Source organism: Enterobacter sp. RCC_40 (genome assembly GCF_041360735.1).
Classification (GTDB): Bacteria; Pseudomonadota; Gammaproteobacteria; order Enterobacterales; family Enterobacteriaceae; genus Enterobacter; species Enterobacter ludwigii.
In genome coordinates this window covers 465667-485415 of sequence record NZ_JBFUPR010000004.1, presented here as the reverse complement: position 1 = coordinate 485415, position 19749 = coordinate 465667, and the positions used below count along the sequence as shown (strand labels likewise).

The window sequence follows — 19749 nt, the reverse complement described above, 5'->3', positions numbered from 1 at the left end:
GGTGGTCCCACCTGACCCCATGCCGAACTCAGAAGTGAAACGCCGTAGCGCCGATGGTAGTGTGGGGTCTCCCCATGTGAGAGTAGGGAACTGCCAGACATCAAACAAGTGAAGAGGCCATCCGAAAGGATGGCCTTTTTGCGTTATGTTTCCCGGAAAAAGTCAGACCCGGTAAGCGAAGCGCCACCGGGCTAAGACACGTTTAATGGATCACTTGTGACAGGAAAGCCCGCGTACGTTCAGATTTAGGATGTGCGAAGAACTCATCCGGCGGTGCCTGCTCAACGATTTCCCCACGATCCATAAAGATCACCCGATCGGCCACGGTTCTGGCAAACCCCATTTCGTGCGTCACACACAGCATGGTCATCCCGGACTGCGCCAGTCCAATCATGGTATCCAGTACCTCTTTCACCATTTCCGGATCCAGGGCGGATGTCGGTTCATCAAACAGCATAATTTTCGGTTTCATACAGAGCGAACGGGCGATAGCCACGCGCTGCTGCTGACCGCCTGATATCTGGCCGGGAAATTTATTGGCGTGCTCTGCGATACGTACCCGTTCCAGGTAGTGCATCGCCAGTGCTTCAGCCTCCTTTTTAGGCATCTTTCGTACCCAAATTGGCGCAAGCGTACAGTTCTGCAGAACGGTCAGATGGGGAAACAGGTTAAAGTGCTGAAACACCATTCCCACTTCCTGGCGCACCCGTTCGATGTTACGAATATCTTCATTCAGCTCGACGCCATCAACAACAATGCGCCCCTGCTGATGTTCTTCAAGGTGGTTAATACAGCGAATGGTCGTGGATTTTCCGGATCCGGAAGGGCCACAAAGAACGATCCGTTCGCCCTGCTTAACCTTGAGGTTAATGTCTTTCAAAACATGAAACTGCCCGTACCATTTATTCACGTTTTCCAGCGTAATCATCGCGTCGGCAGGTGTCATAGTAATCTGGCTCATAATTTCCTCAGTGCGGTGTACGCCCGGTGTTAAAGCGCTTTTCCAGATGCTGGCTATAGCGCGACATGCTAAAACAAAAGATCCAGTAGATCAGAGCAGCGAAGACATATCCCTCGGTGGACATACCCAGCCAGGCAGGGTCAACGGTCGCCTGTTGCACGCTGCTAAAGAGATCGAACAGCCCGATGATGATCACCAGGCTGGTATCTTTGAAGAGGGCAATGATGGTATTGACCAGGCCCGGGATAACCAGCTTGAGTGCTTGTGGCAATATCACCAGTCCCTGCGTTTTCCAGTAGCCAAGTGCCAGTGATTCCGCCGCTTCGTACTGACCTTTCGGCAGAGCCTGCAGGCCCCCACGCACCACTTCCGCAACGTAAGCGGACTGGAAAAGGATGACCCCGACCAGGGCACGGATCAGTTTGTCTATCGTTGTCCCTTCTGCCATAAACAGCGGCAACATGACCGAAGACATAAACAGAACGGTGATAAGCGGTACGCCACGCCAGAATTCAATGAAAATAACGGAAAGCACACGTACGACAGGCATTTTTGAGCGCCGCCCAAGCGCGAGCAAAATACCCCATGGCAGTGCGCCGGCTATCCCAACGGACGCGATAATCAGCGTCAGCGTTAACCCACCCCACTGACGTGTTTCAACACGTTCCAGCCCCAGGAAGCCGCCATACAATAGCACCCAAACAATAATGGGATACACCACTGCCCAACAGGCAATATAACGGCCCCGATGAGGCAGTTTTTTCCAGAACATTACGGCGATGGAGAGCAGCCCGATGGCCAGTGCCAGATTAATCCGCCAGCGCTGTTCATGCGGATACAATCCATACATGAACTGGCCAAAACGCTCATGAATAAACACCCAGCAGGCCCCTGCTTTTGTGCAGTCTGCGCGAGTGGATCCCGACCAGTTAGCCTGTAAAAAAGCCCAGTTCAGCAGCGGTGGAATTAATTCCCACATAAGCCACAAACATACAATTGTCAGCAGGCTGTTACTCCAGCTGGAGAACAGATTCTTACGCGCCCAGAGAATTAAACGTCCGCCTGTCGAACTGGCAGGGCGCGAGGAGTGCGACAGTATCGCTTTTGTCATCATAGATCCTTAGCGCTCGACCAGTGCTATACGACGGTTATAGAGGTTCATCAGCAACGAAATCACCAGGCTGATGATCAGATAGACAGACATTGTGATGGCAATAGTTTCAATGGCCTGTCCGGTCTGGTTAAGCACGGTTCCGGCAAACAGCGACACCATATCGGGGTAACCAATGGCGGCCGCCAGCGATGAGTTTTTGACAATATTGAGATATTGACTGGTCAGCGGCGGAATGATGACCCGTAACGCTTGCGGAATAATGACCTGACGAAGCGTCACCGTATGGGGTAATCCCAGCGAGCGTGCCGCCTCGTGTTGTCCGTAAGGAACGGCCTGGATCCCCGCACGAATAATCTCGGCGATAAATGCAGAGGTATAAATCGAAAGCGCCAGCGTCAGTGCTGCCAGCTCAGGAATTAAAACCATTCCGCCCTGGAAGTTAAAGCCACGCAGCTGCGGAATATCCCAGTGAAGGGCGGCCCCAAACAGCCAGTGTGTCAGGAGTGGCAGACCAATGATAAGGATTGCGGCGATTGGCCAGGTTTTACGAAGCTGCCCGGTTTTGAACTGATGCTTGCGGTTATAGCGGAAGATGGCGGCTGAGAGAGCAAGCGCTATTACAAGGGCGGCAATGAAGGCATACAACCCTTCACCCGGCTGCGGAGAAGGAATATACAACCCGCGATTACTCAGGAAAAACAGATCAAGAGCATCAATAGCCTGACGTGGCCCCGGCAGGTTGCGTAGCACGGCAAAATACCAGAAAAAGATCTGCAGCAGCGGCGGGATATTACGGAACGTCTCAATATAAAAAGTAGACAGTTTGCGCAGCAGCCAGTTTTCGGACAAACGTGCCAGACCAATAAAGAAGCCCAGTATGGAGGCAAAAACAATACAAAGTGCAGAGACCAGCAGCGTATTCAGTAAACCGACCACGAACACGCGTCCATACGTGTCGCCTTCCTGATAATCAATAAGGTGTTGAACAATGCCAAACCCCGCGCTGCGATCCAGAAAAGCAAAGCCGGAGGTAATACCGCGATTATTCAGGTTGGTTATAGTGTTATGGATGAGATACACGGCGATAAGAACAACCGCAATAATCGCAATAACCTGGAATAGCCAGGCGCGGACCGCGGGATGAGAAAAGGATAGCGATCCTTTTACGGCTGAGCGGCGATGGGACATAAAGAAACCTCGGTAACCATGACTCTGGGGCGGGCACTGCCTTAACAGTGCCCGTTACAGCAATGACTTAACGTACTGGTGGCGCGTACTGAATACCGCCGTTGTTCCAGAGATTGTTCTGGCCGCGTTTGATCTTCAGAGGGCTTTCCGATCCCACGTTGCGCTCAAAGATCTCAGCGTAGTTACCCACCTGTTTGATGATGTTGTAAGCCCACTTGTTATCCAGCTTCAGATCCTTCCCGAAATCGCCCTCTGTTCCCAGCAGATGAGCCATATCCGGCGTGGACGGTTTAGCGGCTTTCTCGTCGACGTTTTTCGAGTTGATGCCCATCTCTTCGGCATTCAGCATGGCAAACAACGTCCAGCGAACAATGGAGAACCAGTCTTCATCGCCACGACGCACAACCGGTCCAAGAGGCTCCTTGGAGATCACTTCAGGCAGGACAATCCACTCCGCCGGGTTGCTCAGCTTAATACGCAAGGCGTACAGCTGTGACTGGTCAGAAGCCAGCGTGTCGCAACGACCGGATTCCAGCGCTTTGGCCGATTCATCGGAGCGATCGAATGTCACAGGGGTATATTTCATGTTATTTGCTTTGAAATAATCCGCGACGTTCAGCTCGGTATCGGTACCGGCCTGGATACAAACGGTCGCGCCATCCAGCTCTTTGGCGCTTTTCAGGCCCGCTTTATTGTGGGTCAGGAAACCGATACCGTCATAATAGGTCACGCCAGTAAATGCCATTCCCATGCCTGCATCGCGGGAAGAGGTCCAGGTGGTATTACGGGAAAGCATGTCAACTTCGCCAGACTGTAATGCAGTAAAACGTTCTTTCGCCGTCAGCGGGGTATATTTTACTTTACTGTCGTCACCGAAAACGGCGGCGGCAACACCACGGCAGACATCAACATCAATACCGGTAAATTTGCCGTTTGCATCGGCATAAGAGAAGCCAGGTAAACCGTCACTGATCCCACATTGAACAAACCCTTTCTTTTTAACGGCATCCAGTGTCGTACCCGCATGGGCCTGACCGGCTACAGCAAACAACATGCCCGCGGCGGCCAGGCTGGCTATCATCGTCTTTTTCATAATGCATCCTGTGTGGCGAAATTTATCGTTATAGAGGCGTTTTAAACGCTTTACCTGTCTGTGGCTTTGGCCAACGTTTATAAAGCAAACGTAATGCCAGGTTTTGCGCTCAACAAAATAGGTGACCAATGAGCGCATAATGCTGAGTGTAGACAGGGTTAAATAAAGAGAGCGCCCCGAAACGGTGCGAAATTACAACCTGTGCCACAAATCGGAGCAAAACTTTCATGGGCTATGCCTTAAAAAGAAGAGATAGTTTCTGGGGTGAATATTGGCAGGGTATTAAATGTAATTAATATGTGAAAATCATCACGATAGAATATGTAATTTAACGCTGTGCATTAAAAATATGTGACTGTCCGCAGGATGAAATAAACAGGCTGGGTAAAGACGGGGCTATTTTTTTACTTATCTGAAAGCGCTGCACTCTTTAAAAGCAAAAGCGCGGACAGAGCCGCGCTTTCTACACACATGATACGTTCTGATGTTACTTCGTCAGAGCAACGATACCCAGCGTCAAACCTGCCACTGCGGCAGCACCACCGGCGATAGCACCTGCTGTTTCCCAGTTGTCCTGAGTGGTGCCTTTCATACAGGTATTGGTATGAACCAGTCGGCCTTGATCGTCGTATACCGGTACACATGGAGAGTCGTGCGCGCATCCAGCAAGCAGCGCAGCGAGTAGTGCAACGGAAATGAATCTTTTCATGATGTTACCTCAGTATTATTTCTCATTCGCTATACAGCCAGGAGGGCTATTAACGAACTGGAGACTATTTTACCACCGGGATAAGGCAACGTTGCACGGGGAATAATCTCAAATTATGTTGTTTGTAAAAATCGTGGAGAAAAGTCGCTGTCAGGATGAATTAATGGAGAAAATATGAAGACGTAACGCGGCGTTTTTACTTAATGCAAATGGTTAACTATTAATGCTGTGATTATGACATATCTAATTCATTGTTTATGCTAAAAATAAAAAAGGCACCTGAGGTGCCTTTTTTGAGAAACATTACTCTTTATGTTTCGTAAACCGGCGCCGGACAACCACAAAGAAGACGGGCACGAAGAAAATTGCCAGAAGCGTTGCGGAAAGCATCCCTCCCATAACGCCTGTCCCGACAGCATTTTGCGCGCCGCTCCCGGCTCCTCTGCTGATGACCAGTGGCATCACGCCAAGGATAAAGGCCAGCGACGTCATCAGGATCGGTCGAAGGCGCATTCTGGATGCTTCCAGTGTGGCTTCAATGATCCCTTTACCTTCTTTATCCATCAGATCCTTAGCAAACTCGACGATCAGAATGGCGTTTTTCGCTGACAGACCAATCGTTGTCAGCAGACCGACCTGGAAATAGACATCATTATTTAACCCGCGAATCGATGCGGCGAGAAGTGCGCCCGTGACACCCAGCGGCACAACCAGCATGACCGAGAAGGGAATAGACCAGCTTTCATAAAGCGCAGCCAGGCACAGGAACACCACAATCAGTGAAATGGCGTACAGGGCAGGTGCCTGGTTACCAGACAGTCGTTCCTGATAAGACATTCCCGTCCAGTCATGGCCGATACCGGAAGGCAGTTTTGCGGCGAGGTTCTCCATCAAGGCCATCGCCTCACCGGTACTTTTACCCGGCGCGGACTCACCGAGGATCTCCATCGAAGGCATCCCGTTGTAGCGCTCCAGGCGAGGCGAGCCATACACCCAGTGCGAGCTGCTAAAGGAGGAGAACGGCACCATTTCTCCGTTCGCGCTGCGCACGTAGAGGTTGTTGATGTCCCCTGGCAACATACGGAAGTGAGCGTCGGCCTGGACGTACACTTTTTTCACGCGTCCATGATCGATAAAGTCGTTCACATAGGTTCCCCCCAATGCCGTCGAGATCGTCTGGTTGACGTCAGAGAGGCTGACGCCCAACGCCTGTGCCTTCTCCTGGTCGACATCCAGTTTGAACTGTGGGGTATCTTCCAGACCGTTAGGACGAACGCGAACCAGCAGATCGGGGTGCGCTCTCACCATGCCGAGCAGTTGATTACGCGCCTGGGTCAGTTGGGTATGCCCCAGGTTAGCTTGATCAATCAACTCAAAGTCAAAGCCCGTTGCAGTACCCAGCTCGATAATCGCAGGCAGGTTGAACGGGAACACGAGGCCATCTTTAATCTGACTGAAGGCCTTTGTCGCACGCCTTACAATCGCCTCAACGCTATTTTCTGCGCCGGGACGCGCTTCCCAGGGCTTCAGGCTAACGAATGCAATACCGGAGTTCTGACCCTGACCACTAAAGCTAAAGCCGTTCACGGTAAACACCGATTCAACGTTAGCCTTCTCGTTGTTGAGATAATAGTTTTGAACCTGGTCAAGCACCCGCTGGGTTCGCATCTGGGTGGCACCGGCGGGGAGCTGGACCATGGTCATAAATACGCCCTGATCTTCTTCGGGCAGGAAGGAGGTGGGTAAGCGCAGGAACAGTACGGCCATGCCACCGACGATGATGACGTATACCACCAGATAGCGCCCGGTCTTACGCAAAATACCGCTTACGCTGTTGCTGTAATGCTCCACGCTCCGGTCAAAGAGCGCATTAAACCAGCCGAAGAAGCCACCTTTCTTTTCGTGACGATCGCTGGAGACGGGCTTAAGCAAGGTGGCGCACAGTGCCGGTGTCAGAATCAGAGCGACCAGCACTGACAGCGCCATAGCCGAGACAATGGTCAGCGAGAACTGACGATAGATGGCTCCCGTTGAACCGCCAAAAAAGGCCATGGGGATAAAGACTGCTGAAAGCACCATGGCGATACCCACCAGTGCGCCCTGTATCTGCCCCATCGACTTCTGCGTCGCCTCTTTTGGCGGCAGCTTGTCCTCAACCATGACGCGTTCGACGTTCTCAACCACCACGATGGCGTCATCAACCAGCAGGCCAATCGCCAGCACCATACCGAACATGGTCAGGGTGTTGATGGAGAAACCGAACGCCGCCAGGATCGCAAACGTACCCAACAGCACGACCGGCACCGCAATTGTCGGGATAAGCGTCGCCCGCAGGTTTTGCAGGAAAAGATACATCACCAGGAAGACGAGAATGATCGCTTCGAACAGCGTTTTCACCACTTCGTGGATAGAGATCTTCACAAAAGGCGTGGTGTCGTAGGGGTAGACTACGTTCAGCCCCTGCGGGAAGAACTGCTGGAGCTGGGCCAGTTTGCTCTTGATGGCGGCGGCCGTGTCCAGTGCGTTTGCACCGGTAGCCAGCTTAATCCCCAGGCCGGTTGCCGCTTGCCCGTTGATTTTGGTGACCATATTGTAGTTTTCGCCACCCAGCTCAATGCGGGCCACATCTTTCAGATGAACCATGGAGCCGTCCTGGTTCACCTTGAGCGTCACGCGGCCAAACTCTTCCGGAGATTTCAGACGCGTTTGTGCAATGATCGAGGCGTTCAACTGCTGCCCCGGTACTGACGGCGTTCCGCCTAACTGGCCGGCCGCTATCTGGTCGTTCTGCGTTTTCAGCTGATTAATCACATCCAGCGGCGTCAGCTGGTATTTGTTCATCGCGTTGCTGTCGAGCCAGATGCGCATCGCATACTGGGCACCAAACAGCTGCACATCACCAACTCCCGTGGTGCGGCTAATGGCATCTTTCACGTTAGACGCGACATAGTCAGAGATGTCATCCTGCGTGAGGTCTTTGTTATCGGAGATAAAGCCTGCGACCAGCAGGAAGCTGCTGCTGGACTTCTCAACACCGATCCCTTGCTGCTGGACCTCTTGGGGGAGCAGCGGCATGGCGAGCTGCAGTTTGTTCTGCACCTGTACCTGCGCAATGTCCGGGTCTGTTCCGGACTGGAAGGTCAGCGTGATGGTGACATTACCTGCGGAATCGCTGGTGGATGACATATACATCAGGTTATCGATACCGTTCATGTTCTGTTCGATAACCTGCGTTACGGTATCCTGCACCGTTTGCGCATCAGCACCCGGATACGTTGCGGTGATAGCCACGGCGGGAGGGGCAATGGTCGGATACTGCGCGATGGGCAGTTTGAGAATGGCCAGCCCGCCTGCAATCATCAAAATGATGGCAAGCACCCAGGCGAAAACCGGCCGTTGGATAAAGAAATTAGCCATGTCGTCGTCCCTTAACCGGCTGGAGTCGTGGTGGTATCAGGCGTCGCGACGACGGTAGCGCCCGGTCTGACTTTTTGTAAGCCGCTGACAATGACGCGGTCGCCATTTTTCAGCCCTTCCGTCACCAGCCAGCGATCGCCAATCGCCTGAGGGGCAACGACGGTACGTGACTCAACCTGGTTTTTATCGTTAACCACCAGAACGGATGCATCACCGCGCGGCGTGCGGGTCACGCCTTGTTGTGGGACCAGAATCGCATCAGGCTGTGTGCCTTCATCAATGCGGGCCCGGACAAACATGCCAGGCAACAGCAGGTGCTGTGGGTTTGGGAAAATCGCGCGCAAGGTGATAGAGCCGGTACTTTCGTCGACCGTGACATCCGAGAACTGCAGCGTACCTTTCAACGGGTAGGGCTGACCATTCTCCATCACCAGCTCAACGGTGCTGGTGGCCTCTCCTTTTTGCAGGCTCGTCTGCTTCAGACGCATAAAATCACTGCTGGACTGGGTGACGTCGACATACATCGGATCAAGCTGCTGAACCGTTGCCAGGGCTGCGGCTTGCCCGTTCGTCACCAGTGCGCCTTCGGTGACGCTGGATTTACCGATGCGACCCTCGACGGGAGACGTCACTTTGGTATAGGCAAGATTAATGCGCGCGCTTTCAACGCCTGCCTGTGCGGCAACGACGCTGGCATCTGCTTGCTGCGCTGTCGCCACGGCCTGGTCGTATTCCTGCTTGCTGACATACTGCGTGCCAACCAGCGTGAGATAGCGTTTTACCGTCAGGTGCGCAATGTTAGCCGCCGCCTGGGCCTTCGCGAGTTCACCTTTCGCGTTGTCATACGCGGCCTGATAGGTGGCAGGATCGATCTGATAAAGTGACTCGCCGGCTTTTACATCACTTCCCTCTGTGAAGTTACGACGCAATATGATGCCGCTCACCTGAGGACGAACCTCCGCAACGCGAAAGGCATCTGTTCTGCCCGGGAGTTCGGTGGTGACAGCCAGAGGGGCGCTTTTCACAATATGCACGCTGACCTGAGGTGCCTGCGGATGCGGTGGTTGGTTTTCCTGACCATCGCATCCAGTGAGCAGTACCGCGCAGACAATAAAACCGGATAAGGGCAAACGTCTGAAATAATTCGTCATTACTGTTCCTTTAAATACCCATGAACCGATATTTGCCGTGAATCGGTAGCAGGGCAGAGGGATAAAAATAAAATGTAGGGCGTATAATAATGAGGGTAATTAATGTTTTTTAATTTATAAGTGCGAATGAACAGGCCTTAAGGCAAAAATCAGAATCAAACCTGGTGTTAGCGAGGATATACTTCTGGCTGGTTAATCAGATAAATGGCATTTAACGTGGTTCAATTATTCATCTCATGAATTTAATTATATCTATGCATTTGTCTTAATTATTAATTAAGCGATTTGACTTTTTTTGTGCAAAATTAAAACGCAAAGTAGTGAATACTTTCGTGTACCTGAACCGTGTAAATATAAACTTTGTGAGTAACGAGTAGTCGTCTATGGCGCGTAAAAAGAAAGAAGAGGCTCAACAAACCCGTCAGCAGCTGATTGAAGCGGCTATCGGGCAGTTTGCGACGCGGGGCGTGGCGAACACGACGCTGACGGATATCGCGGATGCAGCAAATGTTACACGGGGTGCCATCTATTGGCATTTTACCAGTAAAACAGAAATATTTAATGCCATCTGGGAACAGCAATTACCGTTTCGTGACATCATTCGTGACAGACTTTCTCTTTCTGCAGGCAGCGATCCCTTGTTAATGCTTCGTGAGCAATTTATTGCTGCGTTGCAATATATTGCACATGAGCCTCGGCAATGCGCTCTTTTGCAAATTTTGTATCATAAGTGTGAATTTAATAGCGATATGATTTCAGAGTGTGAAATCAGAAAACGTATTGGTTTTAATTATGAGTCTTTACGTGCCACGTTGCAGGACTGTATTTCGCGGAACCTCATTTCGTCACAGGTAAATGTTGATCTAACCCTGATTGTTTTCCACGGTTTTTTCAGCGGAATCATTAAAAACTGGTTAATGAATAACAGCAGCTTTAATCTTTATCAGCAGGCTCCTGCGCTGGTCGATAGCATTCTGGCGACACTCCCTGTCGTGCGGGTGTCGCCTCATGAGGATGATTTTAGCTCAGCGCCAGGTAACATTTCCCCTTGCGCGCAGAGCGTTTCGATGGTCTGCGCACTGACCGGCTTGCCCAACAGATAGCCCTGAAGCGTGTTGCAGCCCAGCGCCGTCAAAAAGGTTTGCTGTGCTTCGGTTTCCACCCCTTCCGCCACGACTTTCAGATTTAGCGTTTTTGCCAGGGCCACAATCGCTGAGACAATGGTGGCGTCTTCGCTTTCACCGCTTAACTCTTTCACGAACGCTCTGTCAATTTTCAACTCACAGGCCGGCAGGCGCTTGAGATAAAGCAGGCTGGAATAGCCTGTACCAAAATCATCAATGGACGCTTTCACGCCCGCGTCCGTCAGCTCTGTCAGCACGCGCACACTCTCATCCGGGTTGCTCATCGCCGTGGTTTCCGTCACTTCAAGGATCAGCATCTCCGGCGGTACGCTGTGACGCGTCAGGCAGTCGAGCACCGTTTTAACCAGTGAAGGTTGCTCAAACTGCAGTGTCGACAGATTCACCGCCATCGACCAGTTTTGATGCCCCTGAAGGTGCCACTCCCGCAACTGACGGCAGGCCTCATTAAGCACCCAGTTACCAATCGGGATGATCAGCCCCGTTTTTTCCGCCAGCGGCAGGAACAGGTCTGGCGTCAGTAATCCCTGTTTCGGGTGTTGCCAGCGCAATAGCGCCTCGAACCCAAGGACAGGACCCGCCGGTGCGTGGAATTTTGGCTGATAAAGCAGGCGCAGTTCATTACGATCGATAGCCAGCCACAGATCGTTCATCAACTGGAGATGGGTCTGCGCCAGGGTGTTCATGGAGGGCTGGAAAAAGTGATAACCGTTTCGGCCCATGTGCTTCGTGTGGTACATCGCCGCATCGGCGTTAAACATCAGCTCGCGCTCGGTTTTACCGTCGTGGGGATAGAGCGCGATACCAATGCTAAGGGTTACCACCAGTTCATAGGGATCCAGATTGAATGGGCTATCGATAGCGCGAACCAGCGAGTTGGCCAGCGAGGCCGCATCATCCGGACCTTCTCCTTCTGCCAGCAGAACAAACTCATCACCACCGATACGGGCAAGGGTGAACTGACCCTTCAGGGGCGTGAGCAGGCGCTGCGTCACGGCGACAAGCAGTCTGTCACCGACATCATGGCCGTACGCATCGTTGATGGTTTTAAACCCGTCGAGATCCATGAACATCAGTGCAAAATGGGTGCCTTCACGGTCAGCTTTGCTGATGGCCTGATCGAGTCGGTCCTCCAGCAAAACACGGTTCGGCAGACGCGTCAGCGTATCCTGCAAAGCCAGTTGAGCGAGTTCGCGGTTCGCTTCTGCAAGGGATGAGGCCAGAAGAGAGGTTCGTGCCTGAAGGCGGGCATCCAGCATCGAGACCAGCAGCGTGATCCCCAGTATGGCGAGTGCGACGACGCTGACCAGTACTGCCAGCCAGCTGCCGTTAATACCTTCATGATGTGTCATGGTCGACATTGGGAACTGAGCGGCTTTCATCCCGGCATAGTGCATACCGGCAATGGCGATCCCCATCGTAACGGCGGCGGCAAGACGCATCAGAGACACCTGAGACGCTTCATGCCGCAAGCGGAACGTCAGCCATAATGCGGCGAGCGAAGCCGCAAGCGCAATGACAACCGAAATGGCCACCCATGTTTTGTCCCAGATAATACCGGGAGAGACTTCCAGCGCCGCCATGCCAGTGTAATGCATCGCCACAATGCCGCAGCCCATCACTAACGCACCGGGCAGCAGACGGCGCAAACGTAACTGCTCACAGCTAACAAGCCACAGCGCAAACAGTGACGAGCCCACGGCGATAACCATGGATAGCACCGTCAGGGTCGCGTTGTAGCGCATGCTCATGGAGAGGTCCATCGCCAGCATGCCGATAAAATGCATGGCCCACACGCCAATCCCCATGGCAATACCGCCGCCGGCCAGCCAGACGCGCGCAGCCACGCCCTGACTCCCGGCAACACGAGCAGCCATATTCAGCGCGGTATAGGCAGCAAGGATAGCAACAACAAAGGAGAGGACGACGAGGATATGGTTGTATTGGCTAACCAGCATGATCGGTTCTACTCGAGTGTGAGGTTACGCAGGTGCGGTTGAGAAGGGCGAGACATTATCATCGTAAGGTAACGGCTCAAAGGGATTTAAATCCCCGTTTTTAGTGGGTCATAATAGTGAGTTTAGCGACGTCAGGCGGTTAGTCGAGTTCTGAGCAGTTCACTAATTTTAGCGGATTTACGGAATTCATATTGCGACACTTATCGGCTTCAGTGCTCATCAGTTCAATCCACTGCATCAGGAGCGCGTCGAAGAGGAAAACCGAGACAGCAAATACAACCAGCCACCAGTATTTACGAATCATACGTATCGTTCCGGGTGAAGAGGTTCAGTGAGGTGGTGGAAATATACACGAAAAGTTGCGATTTAAAAGGGGGATAAACGAAGGTTTACACAGCCTTGACGGTGACAGGCACGGGCAATAAAAAAGGCGCATCCCCATGCCAGGTAGCGCCTTTTTAAACAAGCATTTCGCTAACCGAAATTAGTTCATGCCGTATTTTTTCAGTTTCTTACGCAGTGTACCACGGTTGATACCCATCATCAGGGCAGCGCGGGTTTGGTTACCGCGGGTGTATTGCATCACCATGTCCAACAGTGGCTGTTCAACTTCAGCCAGTACCAGCTCATACAGGTCATTAACATCCTGACCGTTCAGTTGAGCAAAATAGTTCTTCAGTGCCTGTTTAACCGAGTCACGCAGGGGCTTTTGAGTTACCTGATCCTGAGAGTTAACGGTAGAAACGGTCAGTACGTCAGAATTTACGCGTTGTTCGAACATAGTTCTGTCAGCTCTTTATTTCATTACGCAAGATTTTCGAAGTATGCCTCCAACGCCTCCAGCTGTACGCTGGCATCCTCTATGGCGTTGAATGTGCGCCGAAACTGGTCATTTGGAGCGTGCTCCTGGAGATACCAGGATACGTGTTTACGCGCAATTCGGTACCCTTTTGCCTGACCATAAAAGTCATGCAATTCCCGAACATGCGAACAAAGCAAGCGCTTTACCTCTGCCAGTGGCAGTGGGGCAAGCAACTCCCCAGTGTCCAGATAATGCTGGATTTCCCGAAAGATCCAGGGTCTTCCCTGAGCGGCACGTCCTATCATCAGAGCATCAGCTCCCGTATAGTCGAGCACAGCTCTGGCTTTAAGCGGGTCAGTAATGTCACCATTCGCGATAACCGGAATGGAAACTTTCTGCTTAACTGCCCGAATGCTGTCGTATTCAGCTTCACCATTGAACAAACAGGCGCGAGTGCGTCCATGGATGGTCAGGGCCTGAATGCCACAGTCTTCGGCCAGTTGGGCAATCTCTACACAGTTACGGTGTTCCGGCGACCAACCCGTGCGAATCTTCAACGTAACAGGAACGTCCACTGCGCTGACAACCGCGGTCAGGATAGACTTCACCTGGTCGGGGTATTGCAGAAGGGCTGAACCTGCAAGCTTGCGATTCACTTTCTTGGCGGGGCAACCCATATTGATATCAATAATCTGGGCGCCACTTTCCACGTTAATCCGCGCGGCATCTGCCATCTCTTCAGGCACGCTTCCGGCAATTTGCACGGTGCGAATACCTGGTTCATCAACGTGCACCATCCGAAGGCGGGACTTATCGCTTTCCCACACCTGTGGGTTAGACGACATCATCTCGGAAACGGTTAAACCTGCCCCCATCTCATAGCACAGCGTCCTGAACGGCCGGTCGGTAATACCTGCCATTGGGGCTGCGATCAGGCGATTTCTGAGCTGGTAGTGTCCGATGCGCATGAGTTAAGAAATGACCATACTGTGACTGCAAGGCGGCGTATATTACGCATTTTTTGCACGAGATGAAAGGCCAAACTTTGAACAATCCACTGTTGTAGATCAAGGAATCGCCGCTCTGTCCTTCAGGTGAAAATTATAAACCTGTTAAATCATAAAGTTATGATGTAATGATTATTTTATAGCCGCTTACAATTTCCCGTAACTTCTCATCATTTCTGAATAAATGCATCACTTGAGCGGGATAATCTGCTGTTTTTAGCAGCAGATTATCCCGCTTGTTTGCGATCTGAGTCGCATTTTAGAACATGATCTGCATGCGAAAAATGCGCATTATTCGACGACTACGCGACCATGAAGGGGTTGTACCGGGCGGTTATTTTCGTGGTGCATCGTATGGGAGAATTTCTCAAGCTGCTCTGCAGAGACGGTCAGCGGGTGCTTCAGTACAATCCAGGTTACCCCCTCTGAGCACGGCGGTGTGGTCAGCGAGCCGCTAAAGCGCCAGTACGTTTTATCTTTTGGAATCAGCTTGTTCAGATTGAGATCCTGCTTAATGGAGACGTTCTGTTCGGCCTGCTCAGGCATGACGCTCCACAGCTTATCCAGCTCCGGGTTCGCGGCCCCTTTATCGAACATGACCGCCACCACCGCCAGCTCTCCGGCCGCGTTTTTGTGCACCAGATGCATTTCCATCGCAAATTTCTTGCCATGTACGGTGTTTTCGCTCGGTGCGTGGAAATGGAACTGTTGCAGGGTCCAGGTTTGCTTATCGAGGGTAAGGGTATCGCGGGTTTCCGGCTTTTCGCTTGCCTGAATGGTGTGGCCGTTGTTCGTCAGCGTCACAGGGCCATCAATGTAATGCGTTTGCAGCGGGGAGAGGTGCGCGTTCGCGGTGGATTCAATGTTGATGGGGGACTGGTTCATCCCGCTTTGACAGGTTTTGTAGGCCTCGTCCAGTTCGCCCCAGTGTTCCGGTGCGCCTTCGCCTTCGTAGCTCCAGTGTGATGCGCAGGCTGAAGCCGAGATAATGCTCAGCGCGAAGAGCGCTGCCTTGCCAGTAAAGTGGGTCATAGTATTCTTCCGGTGAATTATTGTGGTTCAAACCATTTTTATCAATATGATTTGTGTGGGTATTTTACCGGAGAAGGGCACGGGAAGAGAGGATTATCGGAGGAAGAGAGGCGTGGTCAGATGACCACGCCAATGGCTTACTTTTTACGGCCCGTAATACGACACCACTCTTCTTTTTCGACCACCGGGTCGAGGGCGAAAAGATCGGCGTAGGCTTCGCAAACGCTGTCAGCCTGGCTTGCCAGGATCCCGGAAAGCCCCAGCAGACCGCCGTCAACGGGCAGTACGCTGATTAACGGGGCCAGTTCGCGTAATGGGCCGGCCAGAATGTTCGCCACCACCACATCGGCTTTCATGGCTTCTGGCTGCGCATCCGGCAGATACAGTTCAAGACGGTCAGAAACGCCGTTGCGTTCAGCGTTATCACGGCTGGCCTGAATAGCCTGTGGATCGATATCGATCCCAATGGCTTTGGCCGCGCCCAGTTTCAGCGCCGCGATAGCGAGGATCCCGGATCCGCATCCGAAGTCGATCACCGTCTTGCCGTCCAGATCCAGACTGTCCAGCCACTGCAGGCACAGAGAAGTCGTCGGGTGAGTACCGGTCCCAAATGCCAGGCCCGGATCCAGCATCACGTTTACCGCGTTTTCATCCGGAACGTCACGCCAGCTCGGGCAGATCCACAGACGTTTACCGAACTGCATCGGGTGGAAGTTATCCATCCACTCACGTTCCCAGTCTTTGTCTTCCAGCTGTTCGATTTTGTGTGCAAAACCCGCACCCAGCAGCGGATGATTTTCCAGGATCGCGACAACCTCTTTCATGTCAGTTTCTGCATCAAACAGGCCAATAACGTCGGTATCACCCCACAGGCGGGTTTCGCCCGGCAGTGGCTCAAACACCGGCGTGTCATGCGTGTCCTGGAAGGTGATGGAGACCGAACCGGCTTCCATCAGCGCATCGCTTAGCTCTTCGGCGTTAGCGCCGGTTGTATTCAGTTTTAGTTGGATCCACGGCATGGCAAAACTCTTTATTTATCAGTAGAAATCGTAGCGGGCTGTGGGACAGGCTGACCGAAACGGTTCCCGACCACAAACGCCAGTAAACTTAACAGTAACGAAGGCACAATAGGATGGAAGCCCAGGTACTGAATTTTAAATGTAGCTAGCACGGCATACAGCACACCGCCGACAATCATGCCGCTCAGGGCGCCGGCAGCGTTGGCGCGCTCCCAGTAGAGGCCCAATACCAGCGGCCACAGGAAGACGGCTTCAAGGCCGCCAAACGCCAGCAGGTTCAGCCAGATGATCATCTCCGGCGGACGCCATGCGGCTAACAGCAGCAGCGCGCCTAAAACGAGCGTAATCACCGCCGACATACGCTTCAGGCGTCGTTCATTTTGCACCTGCTCAGGACGCAGGTTCAGGTAGAGATCTTTAATGATCGTAGCGGAACTCTGCAGTAGCTGGGCGTTAATGGTCGACATTATGGCGGCCATTGGCGCGGCGAGGAATATCCCCGCGGCAAAAGGCGGAAGCACTTTGACCATCAGGGTTGGGATCACCAAATCGGGAACCGTAAGGTCGGGGATCACCGCACGTCCTAACGCACCCGCCAGATGCATGCCGAACATCAGGATTGCAACAACGACCGTCCCGATAATAATACCCCGGTGAACGGCTTTGCTGTCTTTATATGAGATACAACGCACGGCGGTATGCGGCAGGCCAATAACACCAAAGCACACCAGCACCCAGAACGACGTCATAAATGTTGGCGAAAGGATATCATCCGCACCCTGCGGGGAAATCAGTTTCGGGTCAATCGCTTCCAGAGTTTCAACGGCATGGCTCAGACCACCTGCGGCGTGAACAATTCCCACCAGCAGAACGATTGTGCCAACGAGCATCACCATCCCCTGCAGCGTATCGTTCAGCACGCTGGCGCGAAATCCGCCAAACGCGGTATACAGCGCAATGCTCACCCCAAAGATGATAAGGCCCGTCTCATAGGGGATCCCAGCAGCGGTTTCCAGCAGACGTGCCCCGCCGATGAACTGCACCGTCATTGCACCAATAAACGCGACCAGCAGGCTTAAGCTTGCCAGCCACACCAGCAGACGGCTCTGGTAGCGCGCAAACAGCATATCGTTGAGCGTCACGGCGTTATAACGGCGTGCCAGAATGGCAAACTTTTTACCCAGTATACCCAGCGAGAGCCAGACGGCAGGCAGCTGAATCATTGCCAGCAGCACCCAGCCTAACCCGTATTTATAGGCTGCACCGGGGCCACCGATAAACGAGCTGGCGCTGATATAGGTGGCGGTAAGCGTCATGGCCAGCACGACACCGCCCATCGAGCGACTGCCGAGGAAATACTCATTCAGGAAGGTGCCGGTGGTTCTCTTACGCATTGCATAAACGGACAAACCAAACACGACCACCAGATACGCGACCAGCGGCAGAATGACTTCAAGCTGCATCATCATCCTCCAGCGGGATATCCCGGTAGATAAATTTCACCATTGCCCAGCACAGCAGGATAAAGACCAGCGGCACCAGCAGGCAGGCCATTTCGAACCAGTGAGGCAGGCCGGTAATGCCGATAGCCGAGTCAGGTAAGTAAGCGGTCACCAACCATGCGGCAAGATAGAGAAGGGTCAGCCACAGCGCCCATCGCGCTTCTTTATGGGCCTGAACAAAACGCTTGTCCATTTTTTGTCCCTTGTGGATGAATAAAGCGGGGATTGTACATGATGGGGCTTTCCGATCCCCAGAAATAAAAAAAGGCCGGATTATCCGGCCTTTTTGGCGTGACTGCGCGCTTACTTCTCTTGCAGACCGAGTTTTTTCTCCAGATAGTGGATGTTAGTCCCACCATTCTGGAAGTGCTCGTCGCTCATGATACGCATCTGCAGTTCAACGTTGGTTTTTATACCGTCGATGATCAGCTCCTGCAGGGCGTTCTTCATGCGGGCAATTGCCACGTCACGGTTTTCGCCGTAGCAGATAAGCTTACCGATCATGGAGTCATAGTACGGCGGTACGGTGTAACCCGCGTAGATATGAGACTCCCAACGCACACCAAAGCCACCCGGCGCGTGGAAACGCGTGATTTTACCCGGGCTTGGCAGGAAGGTATTCGGGTCTTCGGCGTTGATACGGCATTCCACCGCATGGCCTTTGACCACAACTTCTTCCTGTTTGATGGATAGGGGCTGACCCGCAGCGATACGCAGCTGTTCTTTGATCAGGTCAACGCCGGTAATCATTTCGGTAACCGGGTGTTCTACCTGAATACGGGTGTTCATCTCAATGAAGTAGAACTCGCCGTTTTCGAACAGGAACTCGAAAGTACCCGCACCGCGATAGCCGATATCGACACAGGCTTTAGCACAACGCTCGCCGATGTAGCGACGCAGTTCCGGCGTAATGCCCGGTGCTGGCGCTTCTTCAACCACTTTCTGGTGACGACGCTGCATGGAGCAGTCACGTTCTGCCAGATAGATAGCGTTACCCTGACCGTCAGCCAGCACCTGAATTTCGATGTGGCGTGGGTTTTCCAGGTATTTTTCCATGTACACCATGTCATTGCTGAAAGCTGCTTTCGCTTCCGCTTTGGTCATGGAGATGGACTGAGCCAGTTCAGCATCGCTACGCACAACGCGCATACCGCGACCGCCGCCGCCGCCGGACGCCTTGATGATAACCGGATAGCCAATGCGTTTCGCATGAGCACGGTTAGCATCCATGTCGTCGGTCAGAGGACCGTCAGAGCCCGGTACGGTTGGAACACCGGCTTTTTTCATCGCGGTGATTGCGGACACTTTATCGCCCATCAGGCGGATAGTGTCAGCTTTCGGGCCGATGAAGATAAAGCCAGAGCGCTCAACCTGCTCAGCAAAGTTGGCGTTCTCAGAGAGGAAGCCATAACCCGGATGAATTGCCACCGCGCCGGTGATTTCAGCGGCGCTGATGATAGCCGGGATGTTCAGATAGCTTTTTACGGACGGAGCCGGGCCAATACAGACCGTCTCATCCGCCAGCAATACGTGTTTTAAATCGCGATCCGCGCTTGAGTGCACAGCGACGGTCTTGATGCCCAGTTCTTTACAGGCACGAAGAATACGCAGTGCAATCTCGCCGCGGTTGGCGATAACAATTTTATCCAGCATG

General features: G+C 52.7%; 17 protein-coding genes and 1 rRNA gene. 2 read left to right on the top strand and 16 right to left on the bottom strand.

The features are described from left to right. Window positions 1–99, top strand: a 5S ribosomal RNA gene (gene rrf / locus AB6731_RS16960); the annotation flags it as partial. Window positions 100–202: 103 nt separating this feature from the next. On the opposite strand, the gene AB6731_RS16955 is transcribed toward rrf, so the two are convergent. The 7 genes from AB6731_RS16955 to AB6731_RS16925 form a co-directional block, all read right to left on the bottom strand. After that, complete coding sequence (locus AB6731_RS16955) at window positions 203–961, bottom strand: amino acid ABC transporter ATP-binding protein (protein ID WP_134179604.1); 759 nt, start codon at window positions 959–961, stop codon at window positions 203–205. 7 nt (window positions 962–968) lie between these two features. After that, complete coding sequence (locus AB6731_RS16950) at window positions 969–2072, bottom strand: amino acid ABC transporter permease (RefSeq protein WP_068795063.1); 1104 nt, start codon at window positions 2070–2072, stop codon at window positions 969–971. 9 nt (window positions 2073–2081) lie between these two features. Next, window positions 2082–3263 carry an amino acid ABC transporter permease gene (locus tag AB6731_RS16945; protein WP_193163984.1) on the bottom strand — a complete coding sequence of 394 codons (1182 nt, stop codon included), beginning with the start codon at window positions 3261–3263 and terminating at the stop codon, window positions 2082–2084. 67 nt (window positions 3264–3330) lie between these two features. After that, window positions 3331–4356, bottom strand: coding sequence for an amino acid ABC transporter substrate-binding protein (locus AB6731_RS16940; protein ID WP_014171877.1), 1026 nt, complete (start codon window positions 4354–4356; stop codon window positions 3331–3333). A gap of 487 nt (window positions 4357–4843) precedes the next feature. Then, the gene (locus AB6731_RS16935) at window positions 4844–5065 is read right to left on the bottom strand and encodes a lipoprotein (protein ID WP_008502867.1); all 222 of its coding nucleotides are present in this window, start codon (window positions 5063–5065) and stop codon (window positions 4844–4846) included. 303 nt (window positions 5066–5368) lie between these two features. Next, complete coding sequence (locus AB6731_RS16930) at window positions 5369–8482, bottom strand: efflux RND transporter permease subunit (RefSeq protein WP_371006582.1); 3114 nt, start codon at window positions 8480–8482, stop codon at window positions 5369–5371. Window positions 8483–8493: 11 nt separating this feature from the next. After that, on the bottom strand, window positions 8494–9633 hold the full coding sequence (locus tag AB6731_RS16925) for an efflux RND transporter periplasmic adaptor subunit (RefSeq protein ID WP_025202897.1): 1140 nt from the start codon (window positions 9631–9633) through the stop codon (window positions 8494–8496). A 383-nt stretch (window positions 9634–10016) separates the two neighbouring features. Here AB6731_RS16925 and envR point away from each other — a divergent pair, with 383 nt between their 5' ends. Then, a complete protein-coding gene (gene envR / locus AB6731_RS16920) occupies window positions 10017–10736 on the top strand; it encodes an acrEF/envCD operon transcriptional regulator (RefSeq protein ID WP_073396289.1) in 720 nt (239 codons plus the stop codon). Here envR and AB6731_RS16915 read toward each other — a convergent pair. The 9 genes from AB6731_RS16915 to accC all read right to left on the bottom strand — a co-directional run bounded on the left by AB6731_RS16915 (window position 10640) and on the right by accC (window position 19748). Continuing rightward, window positions 10640–12733 carry a putative bifunctional diguanylate cyclase/phosphodiesterase gene (locus AB6731_RS16915; RefSeq protein ID WP_371006581.1) on the bottom strand — a complete coding sequence of 698 codons (2094 nt, stop codon included), beginning with the start codon at window positions 12731–12733 and terminating at the stop codon, window positions 10640–10642. The genes envR and AB6731_RS16915 overlap by 97 nt on opposite strands. Before the next feature lie 139 nt (window positions 12734–12872). Then, entirely contained in the window at window positions 12873–13037 is a 165-nt protein-coding gene (locus AB6731_RS16910; RefSeq protein ID WP_020883498.1) for a DUF2556 family protein, read from the bottom strand. 180 nt (window positions 13038–13217) lie between these two features. Continuing rightward, a complete protein-coding gene (gene fis, locus AB6731_RS16905) occupies window positions 13218–13514 on the bottom strand; it encodes a DNA-binding transcriptional regulator Fis (protein ID WP_000462905.1) in 297 nt (98 codons plus the stop codon). 23 nt (window positions 13515–13537) lie between these two features. After that, a complete protein-coding gene (dusB, locus tag AB6731_RS16900) occupies window positions 13538–14503 on the bottom strand; it encodes a tRNA dihydrouridine synthase DusB (RefSeq protein WP_014171871.1) in 966 nt (321 codons plus the stop codon). Between the two features lie 330 nt (window positions 14504–14833). Further along, window positions 14834–15574 (bottom strand): carbonic anhydrase, encoded by a 741-nt coding sequence (locus AB6731_RS16895; protein ID WP_040018719.1) that lies wholly within the window; start codon window positions 15572–15574, stop codon window positions 14834–14836. A gap of 137 nt (window positions 15575–15711) precedes the next feature. Beyond that, the gene (prmA, locus tag AB6731_RS16890; RefSeq protein WP_014171869.1) at window positions 15712–16593 is read right to left on the bottom strand and encodes a 50S ribosomal protein L11 methyltransferase; all 882 of its coding nucleotides are present in this window, start codon (window positions 16591–16593) and stop codon (window positions 15712–15714) included. Window positions 16594–16604: 11 nt separating this feature from the next. Continuing rightward, on the bottom strand, window positions 16605–18056 hold the full coding sequence (gene panF, locus AB6731_RS16885) for a sodium/pantothenate symporter (RefSeq protein WP_020883501.1): 1452 nt from the start codon (window positions 18054–18056) through the stop codon (window positions 16605–16607). Continuing rightward, complete coding sequence (locus AB6731_RS16880) at window positions 18046–18288, bottom strand: YhdT family protein (protein ID WP_006178860.1); 243 nt, start codon at window positions 18286–18288, stop codon at window positions 18046–18048. The genes panF and AB6731_RS16880 overlap by 11 nt, the downstream gene beginning before the upstream one ends. A 110-nt stretch (window positions 18289–18398) precedes the next feature. After that, window positions 18399–19748 (bottom strand): acetyl-CoA carboxylase biotin carboxylase subunit, encoded by a 1350-nt coding sequence (gene accC, locus AB6731_RS16875; protein WP_020883502.1) that lies wholly within the window; start codon window positions 19746–19748, stop codon window positions 18399–18401. Window position 19749 lies beyond the last annotated feature (1 nt).

What these genes read in the sequence shown, in the direction of transcription:
- envR (WP_073396289.1), top strand. Translation starts at nt 10,017, where the DNA reads ATGGCGCGTAAAAAGAAAGAAGAGGCTCAACAAACCCGTCAGCAGCTG.
- dusB (WP_014171871.1), bottom strand. Translation starts at nt 14,503, where the DNA reads ATGCGCATCGGACACTACCAGCTCAGAAATCGCCTGATCGCAGCCCCA.
- AB6731_RS16895 (WP_040018719.1), bottom strand. Translation starts at nt 15,574, where the DNA reads ATGACCCACTTTACTGGCAAGGCAGCGCTCTTCGCGCTGAGCATTATC.
- AB6731_RS16915 (WP_371006581.1), bottom strand. Translation starts at nt 12,733, where the DNA reads ATGCTGGTTAGCCAATACAACCATATCCTCGTCGTCCTCTCCTTTGTT.
- AB6731_RS16910 (WP_020883498.1), bottom strand. Translation starts at nt 13,037, where the DNA reads ATGATTCGTAAATACTGGTGGCTGGTTGTATTTGCTGTCTCGGTTTTC.
- AB6731_RS16945 (WP_193163984.1), bottom strand. Translation starts at nt 3,263, where the DNA reads ATGTCCCATCGCCGCTCAGCCGTAAAAGGATCGCTATCCTTTTCTCAT.
- AB6731_RS16955 (WP_134179604.1), bottom strand. Translation starts at nt 961, where the DNA reads ATGAGCCAGATTACTATGACACCTGCCGACGCGATGATTACGCTGGAA.
- AB6731_RS16880 (WP_006178860.1), bottom strand. Translation starts at nt 18,288, where the DNA reads ATGGACAAGCGTTTTGTTCAGGCCCATAAAGAAGCGCGATGGGCGCTG.
- AB6731_RS16930 (WP_371006582.1), bottom strand. Translation starts at nt 8,482, where the DNA reads ATGGCTAATTTCTTTATCCAACGGCCGGTTTTCGCCTGGGTGCTTGCC.
- fis (WP_000462905.1), bottom strand. Translation starts at nt 13,514, where the DNA reads ATGTTCGAACAACGCGTAAATTCTGACGTACTGACCGTTTCTACCGTT.
- panF (WP_020883501.1), bottom strand. Translation starts at nt 18,056, where the DNA reads ATGCAGCTTGAAGTCATTCTGCCGCTGGTCGCGTATCTGGTGGTCGTG.
- AB6731_RS16935 (WP_008502867.1), bottom strand. Translation starts at nt 5,065, where the DNA reads ATGAAAAGATTCATTTCCGTTGCACTACTCGCTGCGCTGCTTGCTGGA.
- prmA (WP_014171869.1), bottom strand. Translation starts at nt 16,593, where the DNA reads ATGCCGTGGATCCAACTAAAACTGAATACAACCGGCGCTAACGCCGAA.
- AB6731_RS16925 (WP_025202897.1), bottom strand. Translation starts at nt 9,633, where the DNA reads ATGACGAATTATTTCAGACGTTTGCCCTTATCCGGTTTTATTGTCTGC.
- AB6731_RS16950 (WP_068795063.1), bottom strand. Translation starts at nt 2,072, where the DNA reads ATGACAAAAGCGATACTGTCGCACTCCTCGCGCCCTGCCAGTTCGACA.
- AB6731_RS16940 (WP_014171877.1), bottom strand. Translation starts at nt 4,356, where the DNA reads ATGAAAAAGACGATGATAGCCAGCCTGGCCGCCGCGGGCATGTTGTTT.
- accC (WP_020883502.1), bottom strand. Translation starts at nt 19,748, where the DNA reads ATGCTGGATAAAATTGTTATCGCCAACCGCGGCGAGATTGCACTGCGT.